We start from the raw sequence: 23,006 nt of genomic DNA on the forward strand, positions 1-23,006 counted from the left end.
ACCCGTGTTTCAGCCGTGAAAGGGCCGCGTCCTAGACCGCTAGACGAAGGGGCCATGAGGCCATCTTGAATTGGCCTTATCGGCCTATAAATGGTGACCCCTACGAGAATCGAACTCGTGTTTCAGCCGTGAGAGGGCCGCGTCCTAACCGCTAGACGAAGGGGCCGTGAAGCCATTTACATATCACCTCCCGGCAAAACCGATGGTGACCCCTACGGGAATCGAACCCGTGTTTCAGCCGTGAAAGGGCCGCGTCCTAGACCGCTAGACGAAGGGGCCAAACCGGGTTGCGCCGGAGGCAGGACCGGCCCTCTAAACGCGGGTCCAAGGGTGGTCAACCCTTAACTGGAAACTTTTTTGAACCTTTCGTTTCAATCGCAGAATGCCGCGTCGTCGAGGTGAAGTTCGGCCGCTGGACGGCTGCCCCAGTCGTCGATCCTGGCACGCCCTGCCAGCCACAGCTTGCGGCCCTGCGCGGCGTGAAGGAGGGCCTGGCCCATGTCGGTTTCGGCGCTGCGGAAGGCCATCGCCTTGAAGCGCCCGCCGTCGGGGCCGGAGACTATCAGCCGCAGGTGGTCGGCGCCCACCACATCCGCCTTGACGATGCGCACCGGGCCGACTGCCACGCGCGGGCCGGGCCAGCCCATGCCGTAAGGGCCGGCGCTTTCCAGAGTCTCCACCAGCGAGGGGACAAGGCCCCCGGGCGTCAGCGCCAGATCGAGCAGCATGTGGCGGTTGGCGCTGGCGAGCGATACATCGGCGGCGAGACGGTCATCCAGCCATTCCGACAGGGCTTCCAGCTTGTCAGGCGCGATGGTGAGGCCACAGGCCATGGCATGTCCGCCACCGGCCTGAAGCAGTCCGGCCTCACGCGCGGCGATGATCGCGGCGCCGAGGTCCACGCCAGGGATCGAGCGGCCCGATCCCTTGCCGTTACCCGCATCATCCGCGCCGAGCGCGATGACGAGGGCAGGCTTGCCGGTCTTCTCCTTGATGCGACCGGCGACGATGCCGATCACCCCGGGGTGCCAGCCTTCGCCTGCGCAGACGATGACGGCGCGGTTGTGCTGCCGTTCGATCTGAGCTTCGGCCATTTCCTGAACGGCCTGCTCGATGGCACGGCGCTCGTCGTTGAGGCGGGAGAGTTGTGCCGCGATGTCGCGCGCTTCGTCGGCGTCGGTGGTGGTGAGGAGGCGCACCCCGAGGGTCGATTCGCCCACGCGCCCGCCGGCGTTGATGCGCGGCCCCAGTGCGAAGCCGAGGTCGCTGCAGGTCGGCGCCCGGCCCAGGCGGCTGGCATCTATCAGGGCCGACATGCCGATGTTGTCGCGCTTGGCCATGACCTTCAGCCCTTGCGCCACGAGAGCGCGATTGAGGCCGTGCAGCGCGGCTACGTCCGCCACGGTGCCGAGCGCGACGAGGTCGAGCAGGGCGAATAGGTCAGGCTCGCGGCGGCTTTCGAAGTAGCCACGCCTGCGCAGCGTGCGCACGGTCGCGACGGCGAGCAGGAAAGCGACGCCAACGGCGGCGAGATGGCCGTGGGATGCGGCCAGGTCGTCTTCGTCCAGCCGGTTGGGGTTCACCAGCGCGGTGGCGCGGGGCAGCACCGGTGAGCACTTGTGATGATCGACGACGATCACGTCGACCCCTGCTTCGTGCGCCATGTCGAGCGCTTCGTGCGCCATCGCCCCGCAATCGACGGTGACGATCAGGCTGGAGCCTTCGCCGGCGATCTTCACCAGCGCCTCACCCGAGGGGCCATAGCCTTCGAGCAGGCGGTCGGGAATATAGTAGCGAGCCTGGTGCCCGAGCGCGCGCAGGAGCAGGATCAGCAGCGCCGCGCTGGTCGCTCCATCGACGTCGTAGTCGCCGTAGACGGTTACGGTCTCGTCCGTCATGACCGCCTGCGCCAGTCGCTCCGCCGCAGCATCCATGTCGCGGAAAGCTGAAGGGTCGGGCAGGAACGCGCGCAGGCTGGGATTGCGATGGCGCTCAAGATCCTCGCGCGCTACGCCGCGCGAGAGCAGGAGCTGGGTGACGATATCGTCTTCGAGACCGGCCGGGCCTCTGCCGAAGCTGTCGGAGAGGTCCATGTTGCCGCCGCGCCAGCGCCAGGCTTTGCCGGTCAGCGAGCGGTCGATCCCGAAGACACAGGCGGATCGTGATTCCATGAAGCTGGCGTTAGCCCAGCCGTCCTTCGACGGGAAGTGGAAGGGTTTCGTCGATCCCCGCATTTCGTGACGGCATTTGTCGTTGGTCCGCCATTCCTCTCGCAAGTAAAACGTAATCAATGGGTAGGAGAATGCATGATGACGTGGAGTAATGTCCTCAGGTTTTCTTTGATTTCATCGGCTTTGGCGGCAGGTCCGGTCGTCGTCGTGGCGGCAAGCGATGCCGCGCCGGTTGCGCGCTACGACATGCGGGCCGGTACGGTATCCGGATTCGGCGGCATGGGAGGCGGCTCCGGCGGTGGAATGGGCGCTGCGATGAGCATGATGATGGGAGGTGGAGGCGGGAACGTGCAACACGAACTCTACCTGCGCCTGGGTTCTCAGCAGGCGCCGACTGGCGGTAAGGCCAAGGCCGACCATTTCGTGCCGCCGGCGGCCAAGCTCGGCAAGTCTGTGGCGCTGGTTGCTCCAGCGAGTGAGCAGGCAGCGCCGGACCTTCTGCCCGAGAAGCCCAAGGGGCGTTTGCTGATCTTCTGGGGTTGCGGCGAGCATGCGCCCAAGGGGCAGCCGGTCGTGCTGGACTTCGCGAAGATCTCGGCGGGACAGATGCCTCCCGGCATGCCCGGTTCGGCCGTGGTGCGCGACTGGGGGCCGACCCAGAACAATTCGCGCAGCTTTGCCCGATGGCCGGCGGACGACCGCAAGTTCGTCAAGACGGACAGTTCGCTGATCGGCGCGCACAAGGTGGTGAGCACGTATGCGCCGGAGATAAACTTCACGCTCGCAAAGGATTTCATGGCGCCCATCACTTCGCGCACGGCGACGCTCCCGAGCGGGGCATCGCGTCTGAGCTGGACGGGTATCCCCGGTGCAACGGCCTGGCTGGCCTTCCTGACCGGCGGCAAGCAGGGACCGAACGGAGACGCCAATGGCGACGTTGTGATGTGGACCAGCAGCGCCGACAAGCAGTTCGGTGGGGGGCTGATGGACTGGATCACGCCGGACCAGGCCGCATCGCTGGTGAAAACCGGAACCGTGATGGCTCCCGCGAGCACGAGTTGCGTCATCCCGGCCGAAGTCCTGGCAGCGTCCCCCGACTTTCGCGTGGGCACGCTGACGGCATTCGGTCCGCAGGAGAGCTTCGCCTATCCACCGCGCCCGGCGGACCCGAAGGTCGCGTGGAAGCCGGAATGGACCGCCCGTATCCGTCACCGCTCGACGACGAGCTGGATGCAGGCCAACGGCATGGAAATGGGCGCCATGGGCATGAGCGCTCGGGACTATGAGGGGCCAGATCAAGGGCAGGACAGGGCGCAGCAGCCTGAATGCAAGCCGAAAAAGAAGGGACTGGGTGGCATGCTCGGCGGGCTTGGGGGTATGATGGGCGCAGGCAACAAAGGCTGTTGATTCTCTGCTCGCTATTATCTGGCACAGCCGTACCGGCGCAGCGCGCGCCATGGCCGAGGCGCTGCATGACGGTGCGGGCGTAAGTGCGCGCCTGATCGCCGCTTCGGATGCATCTCCCGAGGACTTGGTGGCGGCTTCGGGCTACGCCTTCGTCTGTCCGGAGAATCTGGGCGCGATGACGGGCATTATGAAGGAGATGTTTGACCGCTGCTACTATCCGCTGCTGGGGCGCGTGGAAGGCAGGGCCTATGCGACTGCGATCGCCGCCGGGTCCGATGGGCGCGGAGCGCAGGCGCAGATCGATCGCATCGTCACCGGCTGGCGTCTGCGGCGCGTGGCGGATCCGATGATCGTCAACCTCGGCGCCCAGACGCCCGAGGCGATACTTGCCGAAAAGCATGTGCCGCAGGACCGGCTGGACGCCTGCCGCGATCTAGGTGCTGCGATGGCCGAAGGGCTGCACCTGGGGATTTTCTGAGGAGGGCTTTGCACAGTGCCGAATGGACTCGACGCTACGCTTGAAATGGTGCCTATTCGCCCGATGCCGCAGGGAGCCGACAGCACCACAGGGCTGTGCCTGTCCTTCGATCCCGGCACACGGCCCGACGCCGATACCGTGGCCCGACTTGTCGCGGCTGCTGCGGAAGCGGGATTGCCTGCCAGTGTCAGTCATCGTCCGGCTCCCGAAGCGGGATGGCTCGAACTGCTGGCGAGCGGGCTGACCTTCGATCTGATCGGGCTCGAACCGGTGGCTCCCGGCCGGATGACGCAGGCGCAGCAGCATTTCGGCTTCGGCGAGGATGGGGTGCCGGGCGAAGGCGAGGCGGTTGAACTCGTGCCTTCGGGGCACATCATTTCCGGCGCTGGGTTGCAGCCGGTTCTGCGCACGATGATGGGCCTGGCGGCAAACCTCGCGCTCGAACTGCCGGTGCGCGCGGTCGGCTGGGGGCCAGCGCAGACCTGGATGGAGCCGCGTTACTTCTGCCGCAGCGTGCTCAACTGGTTGGACGGCGGCGCCTTCCCGGCGCTTGGTCTGACGGCGCTCCTGCAGGCGGAGGATGGCAGCCTCGTCACCCGGGGCCTCTCCCATTTCACGGGGCAGGAAATGCAGCTTGAAGGGCAGAGCGGGGAGGCCGCGACGGATGCGGCGAAACTCGCGGTCAGGGTGATCGACCAACTCGTGCGCCGGGGGCGCATCGTGGAACCCCTCAGGATCGACGCCGGTGGACAGGCGCTGCTGCTGGAGCCTTCGCAGGTGGGCAAGCTCGTGCTGGCGTGGCGTGAGGACGAGGGCTGAGCGCACTCAGGCAATACCTCTCCTTCCGCGCCGTCAATCGCAGCGACGCACCCGGCTACGATCCCGGCCTGCAGCGCCATCACCTGCTGCCGCGCCAGTTGCTTGGGCAATCGGCTTTCCTGCGGATGCTGGAGAGTATCGGTGGCCATCGCCATCGCTTCGAGGACTTTCGCGAGAACGGCCTGCTGCTCCCTTGCGACGAGTTGGCGGCGCTGCGCATGGGGTTGCCGCTGCATCGCGGACCGCATCGGCTCTATAGCCAGCTTGTCGTCGAGCGGGTGGGGCAGATCGAGAGCAGTTGGGCGGCAATGCGCGACAAGGATCCACAAGGCGCCGCCATACAGGCGCACATGCGGCTTGATCTGCTGCAGCGCGCCTTGCGACGCTACCTGCTGGACGGGCAACGGCGGCGGTTGAAATTGAACCGCAGCGATCCGCTGGGTATCCATGTCGACTTCACCGAACTCGACGCCATGGTCGATGCGCTGTGGGGCTCCACGCGCGTCGTCACCGCGCCGCTGGTTCAGGCGATGCCGGCACGGGCGCGCAGTTCGTCTTTCGCCGACTGATACTGCGCTGCGAGACGTTCCACCCGGTCTGCCACGGTTTCGACGGTGCGAATGGCACCGATTCCCTGTCCGGAGCCCCAGATGTCCTTCCACGCCTTCGCCGCAGTGTTGCCGCCGGAGCCGAAGTCCATCTGGCTCTTGTCGCCATGCGGAAGATTGTCCGGGTCCATGCCCGCTGCGACGATCGAGGGGCGCAGGTAATTGCCGTGGACGCCGGTGAATAGGCTGGAGTTCACGATGTCAGCGGCATGGCCATCGACGATCGCCTGCTTGTAAGCCTCATCCGCATTGGCTTCGGTCGTGGCGATCCAAGGCGTGCCGATATAGGCGAAGTCCGCGCCCATCGCCTGTGCCGCCAGGATCGAGCGACCGTTCGCGATTGCCCCCGAAAGCGCCACCGGGCCTTCGAACCAGCTGCGGATCTCCTGCATCAGCGCGAACGGCGACTGCGGCCCGGCATGACCGCCAGCTCCGGCCGCCACGGCGATCAGCCCGTCCGCGCCCTTTTCGACGGCCTTGCGGGCGAACATGTCGTCGATCACGTCGTGCAGCACCATGCCGCCCCAGCCGTGCACCGCAGCGTTGACCTCCACGTTGGCGCCGAGTGAGGTGATGACCAGCGGCACCTTCCACTTCTCCAGCACCGCAAGGTCTTCCTCCAGCCGCGTGTTGGTCCGGTGGACGATGAGATTGACCGCGAAGGGCGCGGCGCATCCGCGGGTTTCCTCGGTGATGCGGTGAAGCCATTCGTCGAGTTGGCTGGCGGGCCGGGCATTGAGCGCCGGGAAGCTGCCGACGATCCCGCTGCGCACTTGTGCAATGACCAGCTCCGGGTTGGAGACGATGAACATCGGCGCCGCGATCACCGGGAGGCGCAGGGCTTGGGGCAGCGCAGACAGCGGCGCGGAAAGGGGCATCTCGTCTCCGTTATTTAATCGTTCGATTAAATAACCGCATAATCCGCTCCGCGCATGGTGTCGAGCAAAGACCGCCATACCGCCCCCGCGTTTCCGTCGGGGGCGGGCGTGACCTTCCCGGACGACTGAAATAGACACCATTGTCGATTAAGAAGTTGCAAGCGGAGAAGGAGCACACCATGTCGGATATCGGGGAAGCCACGTTCGATTGTTCGGACATCGACCAGTATCTCGGCACCGTCATCGACAGTTCGCCGATCCGCGAACCGCTGGGCAACAACGATATTCGCCGCTGGGTCCAGGCGATGCACTACCCCAATCTCGCCCATTACGACCCGGCCTATGCGGCGGCGAGCCGCTGGGGCAAGCTGGTTGCTCCGCAGAGCTTCCCGATCGTGATGGACGACAGCCACGGCACGTCGTCCTCCTGCATGGGCGGCATCGCCGAATCGCACCTGCTGTTCGGCGGCGATGAGTTCTGGCACTACGGTCCGCGCGTGTTCGGCGGCGATACCATCACCAACGAGCGCATTCCCTACGATTACAGCGTCAAGGACACCGGGTTCGGCCCGACCTGCTTCCAGCGCGGTGACAACTATTACCGCAACCAGCACGGCGAACTGATCGCCAAGCAGCGTTCGACCGCCATCCGCTACCGCGCGGCGGCAGGCGGCGCGCGCGTCGATACCTCGGAGTTCGAGGAGCCGGAATGGACGGACGCCGAGATCGAGAAGCTGGAGGAGCGCAAGTTCGGCTGGATCAAGATGCTGCACGATCTGGGCCACGGCGAACGCTGGTGGGATGACGTGAACGTCGGCGACCAGCTTCCCGAGCGTGTCTTCGGGCCGCATACGGTGGCCAGTTTCACGACCGAATGGCGCTCGTACCTGTTCACGGTATGGGGCACCCTCGATCGCCGCACGATCGACCTGGAGGCTCTTGGCTTTACCAAGGAAATGGCGGGTCATGAGAACGACCCGGTGATGGAGCGGATCAATCCCGAACTGACCGACGGCGCGTACTACGGCCCGTCACGCGGGCACCTGTTCCCCAAGTATGCGCGCAAGATCGGCATGCCGCGCGCCTACGGCTATGGCGCCTCGATGGGGGCGTGGGTGACCGACTATCTTGCCGGCTGGGCGGGCGAATGGGGCATGGTGGTGCACTCGACCGCCAATTATCGCGGACCTGCCCTGAGCGGCGACGTCACCATCCAGACCGCCGAAGTGGTCGACAAGATGGTCGACGAGGAAGGGCGCCATCTGGTTCAGGTGAAGCACCTCATGCAGAACCAGAAGGGCGTCAAGATGTGCATGGGCGTGGCCGAGATCGAACTGCCCAAGAAGAAGTGACGCGAAAGGAGGCGGCCCCGGCATGGGCCGCCTCCTCCCCCCGTCGCGTCACCGCAGCAGGGTCGCAGCGTGTCCTCCCTGGGGGAGGGCAACAGAGCGGAAGGACACGCGGACCTTCATCTCAATTGCCGGTGCTCCCTCCCGTCAATCCGCCGAGCAGTCCGGTGACGGGGGCCAGCGCGCCGCCGCCCGAGCCTGTGGTTCCGCCCAGCAATCCTCCGCTGACGGTTCCGGTCAGGGTGCCGCTCAGGCTGACGTTGAGCGTGCCGACGACACCGTTCACCAGCCCCGTGACGGGCGCCAGGACATCGCCCGATCCGGCCCCGCCGGTGACTCCGCCGAGCAGTCCGGTGAGGAGCCCGCTGACCGGCGCGAGGGCCGAGCCTGCGCCATCGCCACCGATGCTCCCCGCCACCGGGCCGACGGCGCCGTTCAGGGCGTCGAGCACCGGTGAGGCGACGGTGCTCACCACACCCGTCACCGGGGCCACGACCGGTGAAAGCCCGGTGGTCAGCTGCGAGACACCGCTGCCGACTTGCTCGCCCAGCAAGGCACCGGCGATGTTGCCCACCGGCGCAAGTCCCTGCGCCACGCCGTCGGCCGTAGTCGGCAAGGTGACATCGACAACCTTGCCGTCCGACAGCACGTCGGCCGTGAGCAGGGTTCCCGAGACGAGGCCGGGATCCTCGGACAGGACATTGGCGCCGATGAGCGTGCCGCTCGTGCTCGGGCCGGTCAGCGCATTGTCGCCCAGATCCAGACCGACGAGCGGCCCGGTGTATGTGGGTGCCGGGCCGGAGCCGCCGCCCGGCAACGCGCCGGTCAGGCCATCGACCAGACCGCCAAGCTGGCCGGACACCGGGGCAAGCAGTCCCCCTTGGCCCAGTACCGGCGCCAGCACTCCATCGACCGTGCCCAGCAATGGATTGGTCACCTGACTGACCGTCGAGGTGACCACGGCCACGGTCGGCGAAAGTCCATCCGTGACGCTGTTGACGGTGGAGCCGACCTGAGGCCCCAGCAGCGCTCCGGCAATGGCGCCAACCGGGGCCAGCGCTTCCTGGGTCGCCTGCGGTGTGGTCGGCAGCGTAACCGCTATGGCCTTGCCGTCGCCGCTGAGAACATCGACGGCGAGGCCGCTGGTGGACTGCCCTGCGGCGGGCGGCGCCACGTTGACCTCGACCAGTGTGCCCGAGCCGCTCGGCCCGAGGATCGAAGTGCCGCCAATGGCTACTCCGACGGCCGAACCGGTGTAGCTGGTGGTCGTGGGGGTCGGCGTCGGGGTCGGGGTCGGGGAAGGCGTCGGGGTTGGTGCCGGGGTCGGGGTGGGGCTCGGTGTGGGCGTCGGTCCCGGTGTAGGTGTGGGCGTCACGCCGGAGCCGGGATTGAAGCCGTTTCCATCGGCACAGGCGCCCAGCAGCAGAAGAGGGATCGCCGCCGCGCCCATGAGGGCTTGCCGGAAGGATCGCGATGAATTGATCGACATGGTGTTGCCTCCGTAAAATACTCCGTAGGCAAGGCGTTAAGCCTGTTGGAGACGGACGCCGCGGATAGACGGAGCCGTGTCGATCGTTTGTGCCGATGCTTGTGAAACGGGCCGAAGCCGCCGTCATGAAATCCGGGCTGCGGCTTTGAAAATCCGGTGTGCGGACCGCGTAAGCTTACGCAAGACCGGTTTTCGGGGGTTCTGCAGTTGCGCAATGCTGCCCGCAGGACACGCAAAAGGGGGCAACGCGGTTTGCCGCCATAGCGGCTGCAACTTCCCTCTCGTTAATGGAGATGCTTTTTTCGAATTCACGAAAAAGGCCCGACCGTTGCCGGCCGGGCCTTTTCTGAACCGGATGCCGAAAACGGATCAGGCCGCGTTGGCAGCACTCAGAACGGCGCGCACGCTGGCGGTGGCGACGTCCTCGTCGATGCCCACGCCCCATACGGTGCGACCGTCGGGCAGGGCGCATTCGACGTAGGCGGCGGCGCGTGCATCCGTGCTCTTGCCCATCGAGTGCTCGGCATAGTCCTTGACGTCCAGCTGCACGCCGAAGCTCTCGGCCAGCGTCGCGGTGACGGACGAGATCAGGCCGTTGCCCTTGCCGGACACCGACTGCTCCTTGCCCTCCACGCCGATCTTGCCGGCGAAGACGCGGGTGTTGTCCAGACCCTTGGCCTCATCCCAGTCGATCAGCTGGAAGCGCTGCTCGCCGTTCAGGCGATAGGCCTTCTGGAACACATCCCAGATGTCGCCAGCCTGCAGTTCGCGGCCGAGTTCATCGGCCAGTTCCTGAACGTGCTTGGAGAAGTGCGCCTGCATCCGCTTGGGCAGCTTGAGGCCCTGGTCCTGCTCGATCACCCAGGCGAAGCCGCCCTTGCCGGACTGCGAGTTGACGCGGATCACCGCCTCATAGCTGCGCCCCAGATCGGCGGGGTCAATCGGCAGGTAGGGCACCGACCAGATCTGGTCGTTGCGCTTCTCCTGCGCGGCGAAACCCTTCTTGATCGCGTCCTGGTGCGAGCCCGAGAACGCGGTGAACACCAGTTCGCCGCCGTAGGGGTGACGCTCGGCGACCTTCAACTGGTTGCAGTATTCGACCGTCTGGATCACTTCGTCGATGTCCGAGAAGTCCAGTTCCGGGTTCACGCCTTGCGTGTACATGTTCATTGCCACGGTCACGAGGCAGCAGTTGCCGGTGCGCTCGCCATTGCCGAACAGGCAGCCCTCGACGCGGTCCGCGCCCGCCATCAGGCCCAGTTCCGCCGCCGCGACGCCGGTGCCGCGATCGTTGTGCGTGTGCAGCGAGATCACTGCCGCATCGCGGTTGGGCAGGTTGCGGCAGAAGTACTCGATCTGGTCCGCGTAGATGTTCGGCGTCGCAGCCTCTACCGTTGCGGGCAGGTTGAGGATGATCGGGTTCTCAGGCGTGGGCTTCAGGATTTCCATCACCGCCTCGCAGCACTCGATCGAGAAATCGAGTTCGGCGGTCGAGAACGTCTCCGGCGAGTATTCGAAGTGCCACTTGGTCTGCGGGTACTTCGCCGCCTGATCGCGCAGGATTTTGGCGCCGGTTTCCGCGATGCCGCGAATCTCGTGGCGCTCCATGCCGAACACGACGTTGCGCCACAGCGGCGAGACGGCGTTGTAGAGGTGGACGATGCCCGCATGCACGCCGACCAGGCTCTCGAAGGTGCGCTCGATCAGGTCTGCGCGCGACTGGGTCAGCACCTGCACCAGCACATCCTCGGGGATGCGATTCTGATCGACGAGGCCACGGATGAAGTCGAACTCGGTCGCGCCCGCGCTCGGGAAGCCGACCTCGATTTCCTTGAGGCCGACCTTCACCAGCAGGTCGAAGAAGCGGCTCTTCTTTTCCACGCCCATCGGGTCGATCAGCGCCTGGTTGCCGTCACGCAGGTCGGTGGAGAGCCAGCGGGGCGCCTTGGTGATGACCTGCGAGGGCCACTGGCGGTTCGGCAGGTCGATCTGCGGGAAGGGGCGATACTTGACCGAAGGGTCTTTCAGCATGGTCATGGGGTATTCTCGCTCGGTAATTCGTCTGCAGGCAATGTCGGTTCAGGTCCCCTTGAGCGCCGAGCGCGCCGCAGGCCGACGCACTACTTCACGCCCAAGGGCGGATAAGTCGCAGGGTAAGGCCGAGCAGAAGGGTCATGCCTTCGCCTATGGGCACGCGCGCGCGCCGTGTAAAGAGGCAATGCGACGACGGCGGCGCAATTTCGCTTTCCGTCGCCGAGGTGGGCTTGCCGAATGTTGCGCCGGGATCAGGAGCAGTAGAAGCGTTTGATCGCGCCGCTCTCGTCGACATCGACGTTGAGACGTTCGGCGCGGTAATCCATCGTTACCGCCATGCCGGGTTTGATCACGCGGATCGGCTTGTCGCCGCGCTTCGACTGGATGGCCGCGATCGTCGCGTCGGTGGCCTGCTGGCCGACGTAGCTGGCGAACTGATCGGCGCCGCAGGTCGGTTCGGCTTCCGCAGCAGCGGGCGGGGCGGCTTCAGGCGGGGTCTGCGCGGCGCAGGCGGCCAGCGTCATGGCCATGGCTACAGGGGCGATGAAGGCTTTGGGGGACATGGGTGCTCTCCTTTCCCGGCGCGCTAGCCTAGCGAAGCTGAACGAGGACGCAACGCGCTATCCGGCGCAGGCAGAGAACACCGTATGCACCTGTTCGCCGTTATGATCGTAGATCGTGAAACGGCGCTGCTTGCGGCAGGTGCGGGTATAGGCATCGACCATCGACACCGTCGCCTCGTTGAGCGGCGAGGAGGGCAGCGGTGTCTGCGCCACGACCGTCTCGGGCCGGGCGGCAAGGATGCGGCGGACTTCGCGCCGTTCGTCCAGCCCGGTCCATTCGCGGCCCTCGTAGAGATGCGGCGAGAAGGCGAGCGGGCTCACCGGATCAGCGCCGATCTTCGCATAGAGGTAGTTCGGGGCGCCCCATACGAGGAGGCGCTTCTGCGGCGTCTCCTTATCGACGTAGCCGACCAGCGCTGCGGCAGCGGGCCGGGCACGCCAGCGGTCGTGCAGGTGGAACGTGCCGGACAGGGCAAGGCTCAGACCGATCACCGCGACAAGACCCGGCCAGACCGGACGGCGATGGGCGAAGTACCCGGCGCACAGGATCGCCAGCGGGGCCAGCGCGGACTGTGCGTAATGCACGTAGATGTTGGGGAACGAGAATATCAGCGCCAGCGCGACGAATGCCCAGAGCGCGATCAGCCGCGCTACGGGGCGGTGCTCCGGCTGCCGGTGCAGCGCGTGGAGCCCGATCGCGGCGAAGACCATCGGGATGCCCAGCATCCCCGCCATCGTGAAGATCCGCTGCACCCGGATAGCCGGGTCGGCATAGCCGCGCGCGAAGTTCGAGGTGGCCATCGCGTTCCACAAGTCTGCGAAATGCCCGTCCATCCAGTAGAACAGCCCGGTCGCCAGCATCGGCAGGCTACCTGCGAGCGCCAGCAGCCCGGCTCTCCAGGCGACGCCGATGACGGATCGGCCGCTCCGGGCGAGCAACAGGATCGCCGTCAGCCCGAACAGCGCGCCTTCCAGCGCTACCGTCTGCTTGATCGCGATGGCCATTCCGGCACAGAGGAAGCCCGCCAGCAATCCTGCATCGATGCGCCCTTCGCGCAGGCGATCGAAGCGCGAGACGAGCAGCCATGCCGCGGCGATGATCAGCGTGTTGAAGAAGACTCCCGCTTCCAGGTTATCGCCCTCGAAGCGGCTGAGCAGCGCGAGGTAGGAGAGGGCCGCGAGCATCGCGCTGCCCGGCGTCGCGATCATCCGGGCGATGCGGTTGACGCCGTAAGCTCCAAGCGCCGCCGAGAACGTGGCCACCAGCTGGTAGGCCAGCATCGTTGGCGAGACGAAAGCGATCGCCGTGAAGATCAGGTAGAGCAGCGGCCCCTTGCGATCCCAGATATCGACGTAGAGCAGATCGCCCTTGGACAGCCGCTCGCCGACGAGGGCGTAGAACTGGTCGTCGATGCCGAAATTCCACTCGCCCCATGCCGGGCAGCGGATGAGGGCGGCAAAGGCGAGCAGGCAGGCGAACTGGGCAAGGCGGCTGTCGGCGACGATGCGCGCAAGGCGTCCCGCGCGTCCGGCATCCGGTGCCTCCATCATCATGCCCGCCATCGAAATCCCCGCAAATTCACGGGGCTTCATAGTCAAGAAAGTCTTACCATTTGGCGAATGCTGGCAGCGAGCCGGTGCAGTGGACGTTTCGCAAGGTGGGGCGATAAAACCCAGCTTCCAACCCCGCTCAGGCTGAGCTTGTCGAAGCCTCCTGAGGCGTGGCGCTGTGCCTCCCATCCTTCGACAAGCTCAGGATGAGCGGGGTGCGTGGAGCAAACGCAAAGGGCGCCGCCGGTTTCCCGGCGACGCCCTTTGCTTTTGCTTATCTGCGAAGATCAGCCTTCGACGTGCTCGGCGAGCACGGTCAGGCCCGCGTCACCCACTTCGGCGAAGCCGCCGGTGATGCGGATTTCCTCAGGCGCGCCGTTCTCGGTCCTGTAGACCTTCAGCGCGCCGTCGGCGATCGTCGACATGAAGGGCGCGTGGCCCGCCAGCACGCCGAACTCGCCTTCGGTGCCGGGGACGACCACCATGTGGACGTCCTCGGAACGGACCAGCTTCGCAGGCGTGACGAGTTCGAAGTGCAGGGGCATCTCAGGCGTCCGCCGCCAGCTTCTTGGCCTTCTCGACCGCTTCGTCGATGCCGCCGACCATGTAGAACGCGGCTTCCGGCAGGTGGTCGTACTCACCGTCGACGACAGCCTTGAACGACTTCACGGTGTCTTCCAGCTGGACGAACTTGCCCGAGATGCCGGTGAAGACTTCCGCAACGTGGAACGGCTGCGAGAGGAACTTCTGGATCTTGCGGGCGCGGGCGACCGTGATCTTGTCCTCTTCCGACAGCTCGTCCATGCCCAGGATCGCGATGATGTCCTGCAGCGACTTGTACTTCTGCAGGGTTTCCTGAACGCGGCGGGCGGTCTGGTAGTGCTCGGCACCGACGATGCGGGGCTCGAGAACGCGCGAGGTCGAGTCGAGCGGGTCGACGGCCGGGTAGATGCCCAGCTCCGAGATGGCGCGGTTCAGCGTGGTCGTCGCGTCAAGGTGCGCGAACGATGCGGCCGGTGCCGGGTCGGTAAGGTCGTCCGCGGGAACGTAGATCGCCTGGACCGAGGTGATCGAACCCTTGGTGGTCGAGGTGATGCGTTCCTGCAGCGCGCCCATGTCGGTCGACAGGGTCGGCTGGTAGCCCACGGCCGAAGGAATACGGCCAAGGAGAGCCGACACCTCAGCGCCCGCCTGCGTGAAGCGGAAGATGTTGTCGACGAAGAACAGGACGTCCTGGCCTTCCTGGTCGCGGAAGTACTCGGCCATGGTCAGACCCGAGAGAGCGACGCGGGCGCGGGCGCCCGGGGGCTCGTTCATCTGGCCGAAAACGAGGGCGACCTTGGAACCGTCCGAGGTGGCGTTGCCTTCGGCGTCCTTGGCGATGACGCCGGCGTCGAGGAACTCGTGGTAGAGGTCGTTGCCTTCACGGGTGCGCTCACCGACGCCCGCGAAGACCGAGACGCCGCCGTGGCCCTTGGCGATGTTGTTGATCAGTTCCTGGATGAGAACCGTCTTGCCAACGCCCGCGCCGCCGAACAGGCCGATCTTGCCGCCCTTGGCGTAGGGAGCGAGAAGGTCGATGACCTTGATGCCGGTGACGAGGATCGAGGCTTCGGTCGACTGGTCGATGAAGGCGGGAGCCTCGGCGTGGATCGGGGCGAACATGTCCGAACCGATCGGGCCGCGCTCGTCGATCGGGTCGCCGACGACGTTCATGATGCGGCCGAGGGTCTTGGGGCCGACCGGCACCGAGATCTGCTTGCCGGTGTTGGCGACTGCCTGACCGCGGGTCAGACCGTCGGTGCCGTCCATCGCGATGGTGCGCACGGTGTTCTCGCCGAGGTGCTGGGCGACTTCGAGAACCAGCTTCTGGCCGTTGTTCTCGGTCTCCAGCGCGGAGAGGATGGCGGGCAGTTCGCCTTCGAAGGTCACGTCGACGACGGCGCCGATGACCTGGCTGATCTTGCCGGTAGTGGTGAGGTTGAGCACGGGTGCAGTGGCCATTTCGGTTTCCTTGCCTGCGATGACTTAGAGCGCTTCCGCGCCCGCGATGATTTCGACGAGTTCGGTGGTGATCGCAGCCTGACGGGTGCGGTTGTAGACGATCGTCAGCTTCTTGATGAGGTCGCCCGCGTTGCGCGTGGCGTTGTCCATCGCCGTCATCGACGCGCCCTGTTCGGACGCGGCGTTCTCCAGCAGCGCGCCGAAGAGCTGGGTCTTCAGGTAGCGCGGGAGCAGGGCGGCGAGGATTTCCTCCTCATCGGGCTCGTATTCGGTGACGGCATCGGCGGTCTGGGCAACGGCCTTGGGGGCCGGGACCGGGATGATCTGCTGGTCGGTCGGTTCCTGCAGCAGCGCCGAACGGAACTTCGAGTAGAACAGGTGCGCCACGTCGAACTTGCCCGCCTCGTACATCGCGACGAGTTCGTCGGCGACGCGCTCGGCTTCGTCGTAACCGGGGTTACGCACGTCCGAGGTGTCGAACATGTGGGCAATCTGGTTCGGGTGTTCGCGGCGGATCACCGCGCGGCCCTTGCGGCCCACGAGGTAGAACAGCACGGTCTTGCCCTGCGCCTGCAGATCACGCGCCTTGGCGAGAGCGGCCTTGACGATGTTCGAGTTGAACGCGCCGCACAGGCCCTTGTCCGAGTTCGCGACGACAAGCAGGTGAACCTTGTCGCTGCCGGTTCCGGCGAGCAGCTTGGGACTGTTCTCGGAGACGGTGATCTTCGAGGCGAGCGATCCCATCACTTCGGCCAGACGGCTCGCATAGGGGCGAGCGTCTTCGGCGGCGGCCTGCGCCTTGCGCAGCTTGGCCGCGGCGACCATCTGCTTGGCCTTGGTGATCTTCTGGGTCGACTTGACCGAGTTGATGCGGCCTTTGAGTTCCTTGAGCGAAGCCACTCGTTGTTCCTCGTTGCGTCGTCCCGGACTTGATCCGGGACCGGTGGCGGTCTTTAGGCGGGGCCTTTCAGGAAGGCTGCTTCAAGACCGCCACCGGTCCCGGCTTTCGCCGGGATGACGGTTTAACTTAAGCGAACTGCTTGGCGAAGGCGTCGAGCGCGGCCTTGGTCTTGCTCTTGGCTTCGTCGCCGAAGTCCTTGGTCGAGCGGATCAGCGCCAGCACGTCGGCATGTTCCGAGTGCATGTAGCTGAGCATCTCGGCCTCGTACTCGGTGACCTTCGAGACCGGCAGGGCGTCGAGGTAGCCGTTGGTGCCGGCGAAGATCGACACGGTCTGCTCTTCGAAGGCGAGCGGCGAGAACTGCTTCTGCTTGAGCAGTTCGGTCAGGCGCGCACCGCGGTTGAGCAGCTTCTGGGTCGAGGCGTCGAGGTCCGAACCGAACTGGGCGAATGCCGCCATTTCGCGGTACTGCGCCAGCTCCAGCTTGATCGAACCGGCGACCTTCTTCATCGCCTTGGTCTGGGCCGAACCGCCCACGCGCGACACCGACAGACCCACGTTGATGGCCGGACGGATGCCTTGGTAGAACAGGCCGGTTTCAAGGAAGATCTGGCCGTCGGTGATCGAAATCACGTTGGTCGGGATGTAAGCCGAAACGTCGCCGGCCTGCGTCTCGATGACGGGAAGGGCGGTCAGCGAACCGGCGCCGTTCTCGTCGTTCAGCTTCGCAGCGCGCTCCAGCAGGCGGCTGTGGAGATAGAACACGTCGCCGGGGTAGGCTTCGCGGCCCGGCGGACGGCGCAGAAGGAGCGACATCTGGCGGTAGGCGACGGCCTGCTTGGAAAGGTCGTCGTACACGATGACGGCGTGCATGCCGTTGTCGCGGAAGAATTCGCCCATCGCGGCGCCGGTGTAGGGCGCGAGGTACTGCAGCGGAGCCGGCTCCGAAGCGGTCGCGGCGACGACGATGGAGTATTCCATCGCGCCGTTCTCTTCGAGCTGACGCACGATCTGGGCGACGGTCGAGCGCTTCTGGCCGACGGCGACGTAGATGCAGTAGAGCTTCTTGCCCTCGTCGTCGCCCTGGTTCGCTTCCTTCTGGTTGATGAAGGTGTCGATGGCGACGGCGGTCTTGCCGGTCTGGCGGTCACCGATGATCAGCTCGCGCTGGCCACGGCCGACGGGGACGAGCGCGTCGATCGCCTTCAGGCCGGTCTGCACGGGTTCGTGCACCGACTTGCGCGGGATGATGCCCGGAGCCTTCGATTCGACGCGGGCGCGCTTGTCGGCAATGATCGGGCCCTTGCCGTCGATCGGGTTGCCGAGCGCATCGACCACGCGGCCGAGCAGGCCCTTGCCGACGGGAACGTCGACGATGGTGCCGGTGCGCTTGACGCTGTCGCCTTCCTTGATCTCGGCGTCCGAGCCGAAGATCACGACGCCGACGTTGTCGGCTTCGAGGTTGAGGGCCATGCCCTGCACGCCGTTCGAGAATTCGACCATCTCGCCGGCCTGGCAGTTGTCGAGGCCGTGGATGCGGGCGATGCCGTCACCGACCGACAGAACCGAACCGACTTCCGAAACCTGGGCTTCGGTGCCGAAGCTGGCGATCTGGTCCTTGATGACCTTCGAGATTTCTGCTGCGCGGATATCCATTGTTCTGCCTTTCTTAGCCCTTCATGGCCTGGGCGAGCGAATTGAGACGGGTGCGGATCGAGCTGTCGATGCGCTTGGAACCGATGGTGACGACGAGGCCGCCAAGCAGTTCCGGATCGACGCTGGTCTTGATCTTGACCTTGCGACCCTCACGCACTTCCAGCTTCTGGCGAAGCTGTTCGACCTGTTCGTCGGAAAGCGCGTGGGCGGATGCGACTTCGGCCGTCGCTTCGCCGCGCTGGGCGGCGGCGATGCTGGCAAAGGCGCGGATGATCTCGGGCAGGGCCGACAGGCGGCGATTGCCTGCCAGAACGCCGAGGAAGTTCTTGGTGAGCGGCGAGGTGCCGAGCACGCCCGCGACCGCTTCGATCGCCTTGGCGGCGGCATCGCGGCTGATTTGCGGATTGCGAATCAGCGCGGCAAGCTCGTCGCTCTCGCGCAGGGCCTGGCCGAGGTTGTCGAGGTCGTTCTCAACGGCCGAAACCGAGCCGTTCTCGCTCGCGAGATCGAACAACGCCGAAGCGTAGCGTCCCTGCAAGCTGGCCTTGATGCCTCCGGAATTCTCCACGCCTGTCCTATCCTTACATCGCAGGTGGGTTCGGGTCGGGGACGCAACAACAGCGCGTGCTCCCCCAGCCCGCTGACGGGGCGCGCATAGCGACGATACCGTTACAACGCAAGGTGCCCCTTTGGCCCTGGGGACAAAGGACAGGTAAACAGTTTAAAAGCAAGCGGCGGGAAGCCTCCTTGCGATGCGGTGTGCAATGTCGGGCACGAATTCGCTGCGGAGTATTCCGACGACCCATCGAATCGAGGGTCTGGCCCGGCCCGTGCTGCCAGTTGTATTACGGCCGACAGCCGGAGAACTTGGGCGAAAGGATGCCTCGGTGCATGGCCGTTGATGCCGATCGGTGCTTCTTTGCAGCGTTACTCTGGACGATGCAGACGGCGCAGCGATGCTGGCCGTTATGCGATGGCTCGAGTTGAGGCGCCGTCCTTTCGCGGCGAACCGCCGATGCGATATGTCGTTCTGGACCGCATCGCGCAGTGCGGACCCGTTGGCGGAATGTCGCTCGTCGCCGCAGGGCGGACACTTTGCCATGTTATCCGGTTCACCAGCTGCGCGGATGAAATGGGAAGTTCCAATTGTGGGGCAGCGAAGGGACACCGACTTCCGGCTTCTGCTCGACAGTCATCGAAACTTCCGCTTCAAGCCTCGGTGCAGGAGCGGGGGCCGGTATGACAAACGCTATCGATGAAGCAGGGCAGGAACGCGGCAAACGGGAGCCGTTTCGCCGCTTTCTTGCGCATCCACTGGTGCTTCTGCCGATCGGCGTGGTTCTGGTCGCTCTTGGCGCGATCCTGCCGGGCATCGCCATCAATGCGCTTCATATCGATCGTTCCTCGCCGCTGCGGGCGCTCTCGGGCTTGCTTGTCGGGATTTGCGGACTGCTGGCTTATCATGCCTTCCAGCGCTGGATCGTGCGGGAGCCGCGCGATGGCGTCCGGGCCGGGCGCGCCGGAGGGGAGCTGGCTGCGGGTGTGCTGGGCGGCGTGATCCTGTTAAGCCTTGTCGTGGGAGCGGTCGCACTGCTTGGAGGGCTTTCGATCGTCGGGCTGCGAGGCACGGGCGACTTGTGGGTCTGGTTCGGGATCGCATTCTATAGCGGTATGGTGGAGGAGGCCGTGTTCCGCGGCGTCATCCAGCGCCAGCTCGAGGCAGTTTTCGGAACATGGGCGGCGCTGGCGCTGACGTCCGCATTCTTCGGATTCGCCCATCTCATGAATCCCGGCGCCAGCTTGTTTGCCGCCTTCGCCATCGCCTGCGAGGCGGGGATCCTGCTGGGCGCGGCCTATGTTGTAACGCGGCGACTATGGGCGCCGATCGGGCTGCACATGGGCTGGAACTTCACGCAGGGGTGGATCTGGTCGATCCCCGTTTCCGGGGGAGGGACGCCGCGCGGGCTGGTGGAGACGCGCCTCAGCGGGCCTGAACTCCTGACCGGCGGGGCGTTCGGGCTCGAAGCCTCCGGCGTGGCGCTGGTGGTGGCGACGATCGTGGGCGTGGCCCTGCTGCGATACGCCTACCGCAAGGGGGAGTTCATGCCGCCGCGCTGGAAGCGGGGTTAGACGAACGAGTAGGGGTCGATGTCGATGTTCACGCGCACCCCGCGTGGAAACTCGAGCGGGTCGAGCCATTCGCGCAAGGTTTTCTGCAGTTCCGCCGAGCGCCTTGCGTTGATCAGCAGGCGGAAGCGGTGGCGGCCGCGCAGCAGGGACAGCGGCGCGGGAGCAGGGCCGAGCACCAGCATATCGGGCAGGTTCGGCGCGGTTCCGCCGATCGCGCGGGCGGCGGCGAGGGCTTCGGCCTGGTCCTCCGAACTGACGATGATCGCGGCCCAGCGACCGAAGGGCGGGGCTCCGGCGTCGCGGCGGGCCTCGGTTTCGGCGGCGTAGAAGGCGTCGCGGTCGCCGTTGGCCAGCGCGGCGATCACCGAGGCTTCGGGGTGACGGGTCTGGATGAGGACTTCGCCGGGCTTCTCGCCGCGTCCGGCGCGTCCGGCGACTTGGGCGATCTGCTGATAAGTCCTTTCACCGGCTCGCAAATCCCCGCCTTCGAGGCCGAGGTCGGCGTCCACAACACCCACCAGCGTCAGGTCGGGGAAGTGGTAGCCCTTGGTCACCAGCTGGGTGCCGATGATGACGTCGATCGCCTTGTTTTCCGCCATCGCCACGAATTCGCCGATCGCGGCGGGGGTGTTCATGGTGTCCGAGGTGACCAGCGCGGTGCGCGCTTCGGGCAGGATTTCCGCCACTTCGTCGGCGATGCGCTCCACCCCCGGGCCGCAGGCGACGAGGCAGTCGCCGGTGCCGCATTCGGGGCAGGCTTCGGGCACGGGTGTCTCGTGGCCGCAGTGGTGGCAGGCTAACCTCTTGGAAAACCTGTGTTCTACCAGCCATGCGGTGCAGTTGGGGCACTGGAAGCGGTAGCCGCAGTTGCGGCACAGCGTCAGCGGCGCATAGCCCCGGCGGTTGAGGAACAGCAGCGACTGCTCGCCCTTGGCCAGCCGGTCCTTCATCGCCTCGACCAGCTTCGGCGCGATCCAGCGGCCGCGTTCGGGGGCCTGTTCGCGCAAGTCGAGGATGTTGATCGCGGGCAATGTCGCGCCGCCGAAGCGCGAGGGCAGGTCGATCTTGCGATAGACCCCGGCTTCGGCCAGTTGCATCGATTCCAGCGCCGGGGTGGCGCTGGCCAGAACTATCGGAATTCCCTCGAATTTCGCGCGCATCACGGCCACGTCGCGGGCGTTGTAGCGCACCCCGTCGTCCTGCTTGAACGAGATTTCGTGCGCCTCATCGACGACGATCAGGCCCAGATTCGCGTAAGGCAGGAACAGCGCAGAGCGGGCACCCACGATGACCTTAGCGGCACCCAACGATACCGCACGCCACGCACGGCGCCTCTCGCTGGACTTCAGGGAGGAGTGCCACAGCACCGGCGGCACCCCGAAGCGATGCTCGAAACGGCGCAGGAAATTTTCCGTCAGCGCGATCTCCGGGAGCAGCACCAAAACCTGCCGCTCCATGCGTATCGCTTCGGCGACCGCCTCGAAATAGCACTCGGTCTTGCCCGAGCCGGTGACGCCGTCGAGCAGGAAGGGGGCGAACTTCTTTTCCTTGACCGCCTCGACGAAAATGTCAGCGGCGTCCTGCTGGATGTCGTTGAGCTTCGGCTCGGCGAATTCCGGACGAGCAGGGGGATAGGGCCGGTCGAGATCGACCGTCACCGCCTCCAGCAGTCCCGCGCCGACCATGCCGCGCAGCACGCCCTCCGATACGCTGGCGAGTTCCGCCAGTTCGCGGATCGAGCCTTGCTCGCCCTGCAGTGCATCGAGCGCTGAGGCGCGCTGGGGCGTCAGGCGCGCGGGTTCCTCACCGGTCAGCCGGTATTCGGTGGTCGTGCCGCCGCCGCGCAGCGCCGACATGCTGCCCAGCGCCATGCGCGCCACTGACGACAGCGGCGCGCAGTAGTAATCGGCGGTCCATTCGATCAGGCGCCGCAGCCTCGCCGCGATCGGCGGCGCGGGCATCACGCCGAGCAAAGGTCTCAGTTTGCTTTCAGGCACTTCCTGTGCGTTCAGGCGTTCCGGTTCCCAGACGATGCCCAGCACCTGTCGCGGACCGAGGGGCGCGACGACGATCGATCCGAATTCGATCGCCATCCCCTCGGGCACGCGATAGTCGAGGACGCCAAGGGCGGCGTTGAAGACGAGGAGTCGGACACGTTGCATCTGCGTTCATATAGGCGCGGGCAAACGGGGTCGTGAAGGAGTACGCGCAGATGAATGGGGGATCGAGCATGCAGGCAGTAGGACAGCCACTTCACAGACGGGCGGTTCTGGCCGGATTTCTGGCGACGGGCGTGCTGGCGCTGCCGGGTTGCACGACGATGGGGCGGCCCAGTTACACCGACATCATCGAGAATCTGCTGATGCTCTCCAGCCAGCGCGCCTTCGCGCGGCTGACACAGCCCGACGGTTTCTGGGACAGCCAGGTCGCCCGCATCAACATGCCGGTGCTGTTCGGCCGTCCGGGATCGGTAGCGCAGAAGATATTCCGCTCGCCGCTGTTCAAGGAAAAGCTCCAGCGCGAACTCAACCGCATCGCCGAGGACGGAGCCCGCGTCGCGGCGCCGATCGTCTACGATGCGGTGCGCTCGCTGACGGTGACCGATGCGCTGGCCTTGCTGCGGGGCGGTGATACTTCGGCGACGACGTTCCTGCGCCAGTCGATGGGTTCCGGCCTCGTCAATGCGATGATCCCCGAACTCGACCGGGTGATGCGCATGGCCGAGGATCCGATCCTCAATACCGCCGTCAACGCGCTGACCGGCGTGAACATGGCGGACGCGGCGCATGCCCTCGCGCTTGAGGCGGACAATGCGATCTGGTACGAGATCGGCGCGCAGGAAGCGGATATCCGCAGGGATCCGCAGAGCACCAACGATGCCGCACTGATCGCGGCATTGAAGCTGGCCAGGGGGATGTAGGCGCTGCGGCGCGGGGGCTTCGACAAGCTCAACCTGAGCGGTTTTGAG

At 65.8% G+C, this 23,006-nt stretch carries 19 protein-coding genes and 2 tRNA genes; 7 read left to right on the plus strand and 14 right to left on the minus strand.

Annotated elements, in window-relative coordinates; translation table 11 throughout:
* Window positions 1–91: 91 nt before the first annotated feature.
* From ACODRZ_RS01630 to recJ, 3 genes are all read right to left on the minus strand, one after another.
* Window positions 92–166 (minus strand) — tRNA-Glu (locus ACODRZ_RS01630).
* A 37-nt stretch (window positions 167–203) separates the two neighbouring features.
* Window positions 204–279: transfer RNA gene (locus ACODRZ_RS01635), tRNA-Glu, on the minus strand.
* Between the two features lie 92 nt (window positions 280–371).
* Window positions 372–2,171 carry a single-stranded-DNA-specific exonuclease RecJ gene (recJ, locus tag ACODRZ_RS01640; RefSeq protein WP_488970900.1) on the minus strand — a complete coding sequence of 600 codons (1,800 nt, stop codon included), beginning with the start codon at window positions 2,169–2,171 and terminating at the stop codon, window positions 372–374.
* A 135-nt stretch (window positions 2,172–2,306) separates the two neighbouring features.
* On the opposite strand from recJ, the gene ACODRZ_RS01645 reads away from it, so the two are divergent.
* From ACODRZ_RS01645 to ACODRZ_RS01660, 4 genes are read left to right on the plus strand one after another with little or no spacing between them, the layout of a single operon-like run.
* The gene (locus ACODRZ_RS01645; protein ID WP_488986158.1) at window positions 2,307–3,578 is read left to right on the plus strand and encodes a hypothetical protein; all 1,272 of its coding nucleotides are present in this window, start codon (window positions 2,307–2,309) and stop codon (window positions 3,576–3,578) included.
* A 49-nt stretch (window positions 3,579–3,627) separates the two neighbouring features.
* A complete protein-coding gene (locus ACODRZ_RS01650; RefSeq protein WP_488970898.1) occupies window positions 3,628–4,056 on the plus strand; it encodes a flavodoxin family protein in 429 nt (142 codons plus the stop codon).
* Window positions 4,057–4,071: 15 nt separating this feature from the next.
* Complete coding sequence (locus tag ACODRZ_RS01655; protein WP_488970897.1) at window positions 4,072–4,875, plus strand: hypothetical protein; 804 nt, start codon at window positions 4,072–4,074, stop codon at window positions 4,873–4,875.
* Window positions 4,872–5,444, plus strand: a complete 573-nt coding sequence (locus tag ACODRZ_RS01660) for an AHH domain-containing protein (RefSeq protein ID WP_488970906.1) — start codon at window positions 4,872–4,874, stop codon at window positions 5,442–5,444. The genes ACODRZ_RS01655 and ACODRZ_RS01660 overlap by 4 nt, the downstream gene beginning before the upstream one ends.
* On the opposite strand, the gene ACODRZ_RS01665 is transcribed toward ACODRZ_RS01660, so the two are convergent.
* Complete coding sequence (locus ACODRZ_RS01665; RefSeq protein WP_488970896.1) at window positions 5,399–6,361, minus strand: NAD(P)H-dependent flavin oxidoreductase; 963 nt, start codon at window positions 6,359–6,361, stop codon at window positions 5,399–5,401. The genes ACODRZ_RS01660 and ACODRZ_RS01665 overlap by 46 nt on opposite strands.
* Before the next feature lie 179 nt (window positions 6,362–6,540).
* Between ACODRZ_RS01665 and ACODRZ_RS01670 the strand changes: the two genes are divergently transcribed.
* Window positions 6,541–7,713: an FAS1-like dehydratase domain-containing protein gene (locus ACODRZ_RS01670; RefSeq protein ID WP_488970895.1), complete on the plus strand. Its 1,173-nt coding sequence runs from the start codon at window positions 6,541–6,543 to the stop codon at window positions 7,711–7,713.
* 121 nt (window positions 7,714–7,834) lie between these two features.
* On the opposite strand, the gene ACODRZ_RS01675 is transcribed toward ACODRZ_RS01670, so the two are convergent.
* The 9 genes from ACODRZ_RS01675 to ACODRZ_RS01715 form a co-directional block, all read right to left on the minus strand.
* Window positions 7,835–9,199, minus strand: a complete 1,365-nt coding sequence (locus tag ACODRZ_RS01675) for a hypothetical protein (protein ID WP_488970894.1) — start codon at window positions 9,197–9,199, stop codon at window positions 7,835–7,837.
* Between the two features lie 369 nt (window positions 9,200–9,568).
* A complete protein-coding gene (gene leuA / locus ACODRZ_RS01680; RefSeq protein ID WP_488970893.1) occupies window positions 9,569–11,236 on the minus strand; it encodes a 2-isopropylmalate synthase in 1,668 nt (555 codons plus the stop codon).
* 248 nt (window positions 11,237–11,484) lie between these two features.
* Window positions 11,485–11,796 carry an I78 family peptidase inhibitor gene (locus ACODRZ_RS01685; protein ID WP_488970892.1) on the minus strand — a complete coding sequence of 104 codons (312 nt, stop codon included), beginning with the start codon at window positions 11,794–11,796 and terminating at the stop codon, window positions 11,485–11,487.
* A gap of 57 nt (window positions 11,797–11,853) precedes the next feature.
* Entirely contained in the window at window positions 11,854–13,389 is a 1,536-nt protein-coding gene (locus tag ACODRZ_RS01690; protein ID WP_488970891.1) for a hypothetical protein, read from the minus strand.
* 245 nt (window positions 13,390–13,634) lie between these two features.
* Window positions 13,635–13,892, minus strand: a complete 258-nt coding sequence (locus tag ACODRZ_RS01695; RefSeq protein WP_103095732.1) for an ATP synthase F1 subunit epsilon — start codon at window positions 13,890–13,892, stop codon at window positions 13,635–13,637.
* Window position 13,893: 1 nt separating this feature from the next.
* Entirely contained in the window at window positions 13,894–15,351 is a 1,458-nt protein-coding gene (gene atpD, locus ACODRZ_RS01700) for a F0F1 ATP synthase subunit beta (protein WP_488970890.1), read from the minus strand.
* 24 nt (window positions 15,352–15,375) lie between these two features.
* Window positions 15,376–16,251, minus strand: a complete 876-nt coding sequence (locus ACODRZ_RS01705; RefSeq protein WP_488970889.1) for a F0F1 ATP synthase subunit gamma — start codon at window positions 16,249–16,251, stop codon at window positions 15,376–15,378.
* Between the two features lie 127 nt (window positions 16,252–16,378).
* On the minus strand, window positions 16,379–17,908 hold the full coding sequence (gene atpA / locus ACODRZ_RS01710) for a F0F1 ATP synthase subunit alpha (RefSeq protein WP_330701902.1): 1,530 nt from the start codon (window positions 17,906–17,908) through the stop codon (window positions 16,379–16,381).
* A 13-nt stretch (window positions 17,909–17,921) separates the two neighbouring features.
* On the minus strand, window positions 17,922–18,476 hold the full coding sequence (locus ACODRZ_RS01715) for a F0F1 ATP synthase subunit delta (RefSeq protein WP_008830032.1): 555 nt from the start codon (window positions 18,474–18,476) through the stop codon (window positions 17,922–17,924).
* Window positions 18,477–19,147: 671 nt separating this feature from the next.
* Here ACODRZ_RS01715 and ACODRZ_RS01720 point away from each other — a divergent pair.
* Entirely contained in the window at window positions 19,148–20,038 is an 891-nt protein-coding gene (locus tag ACODRZ_RS01720; RefSeq protein WP_488970888.1) for a CPBP family intramembrane glutamic endopeptidase, read from the plus strand.
* Here ACODRZ_RS01720 and ACODRZ_RS01725 read toward each other — a convergent pair.
* Window positions 20,035–22,200 carry a primosomal protein N' gene (locus ACODRZ_RS01725; protein WP_488970887.1) on the minus strand — a complete coding sequence of 722 codons (2,166 nt, stop codon included), beginning with the start codon at window positions 22,198–22,200 and terminating at the stop codon, window positions 20,035–20,037. The genes ACODRZ_RS01720 and ACODRZ_RS01725 overlap by 4 nt on opposite strands.
* Window positions 22,201–22,268: 68 nt before the next feature.
* Between ACODRZ_RS01725 and ACODRZ_RS01730 the strand changes: the two genes are divergently transcribed.
* A complete protein-coding gene (locus ACODRZ_RS01730; RefSeq protein WP_488970886.1) occupies window positions 22,269–22,958 on the plus strand; it encodes a DUF4197 domain-containing protein in 690 nt (229 codons plus the stop codon).
* The last annotated feature ends 48 nt before the right edge of the window (window positions 22,959–23,006 follow it).

This window comes from Novosphingobium sp. FG90, from assembly GCF_057808725.1.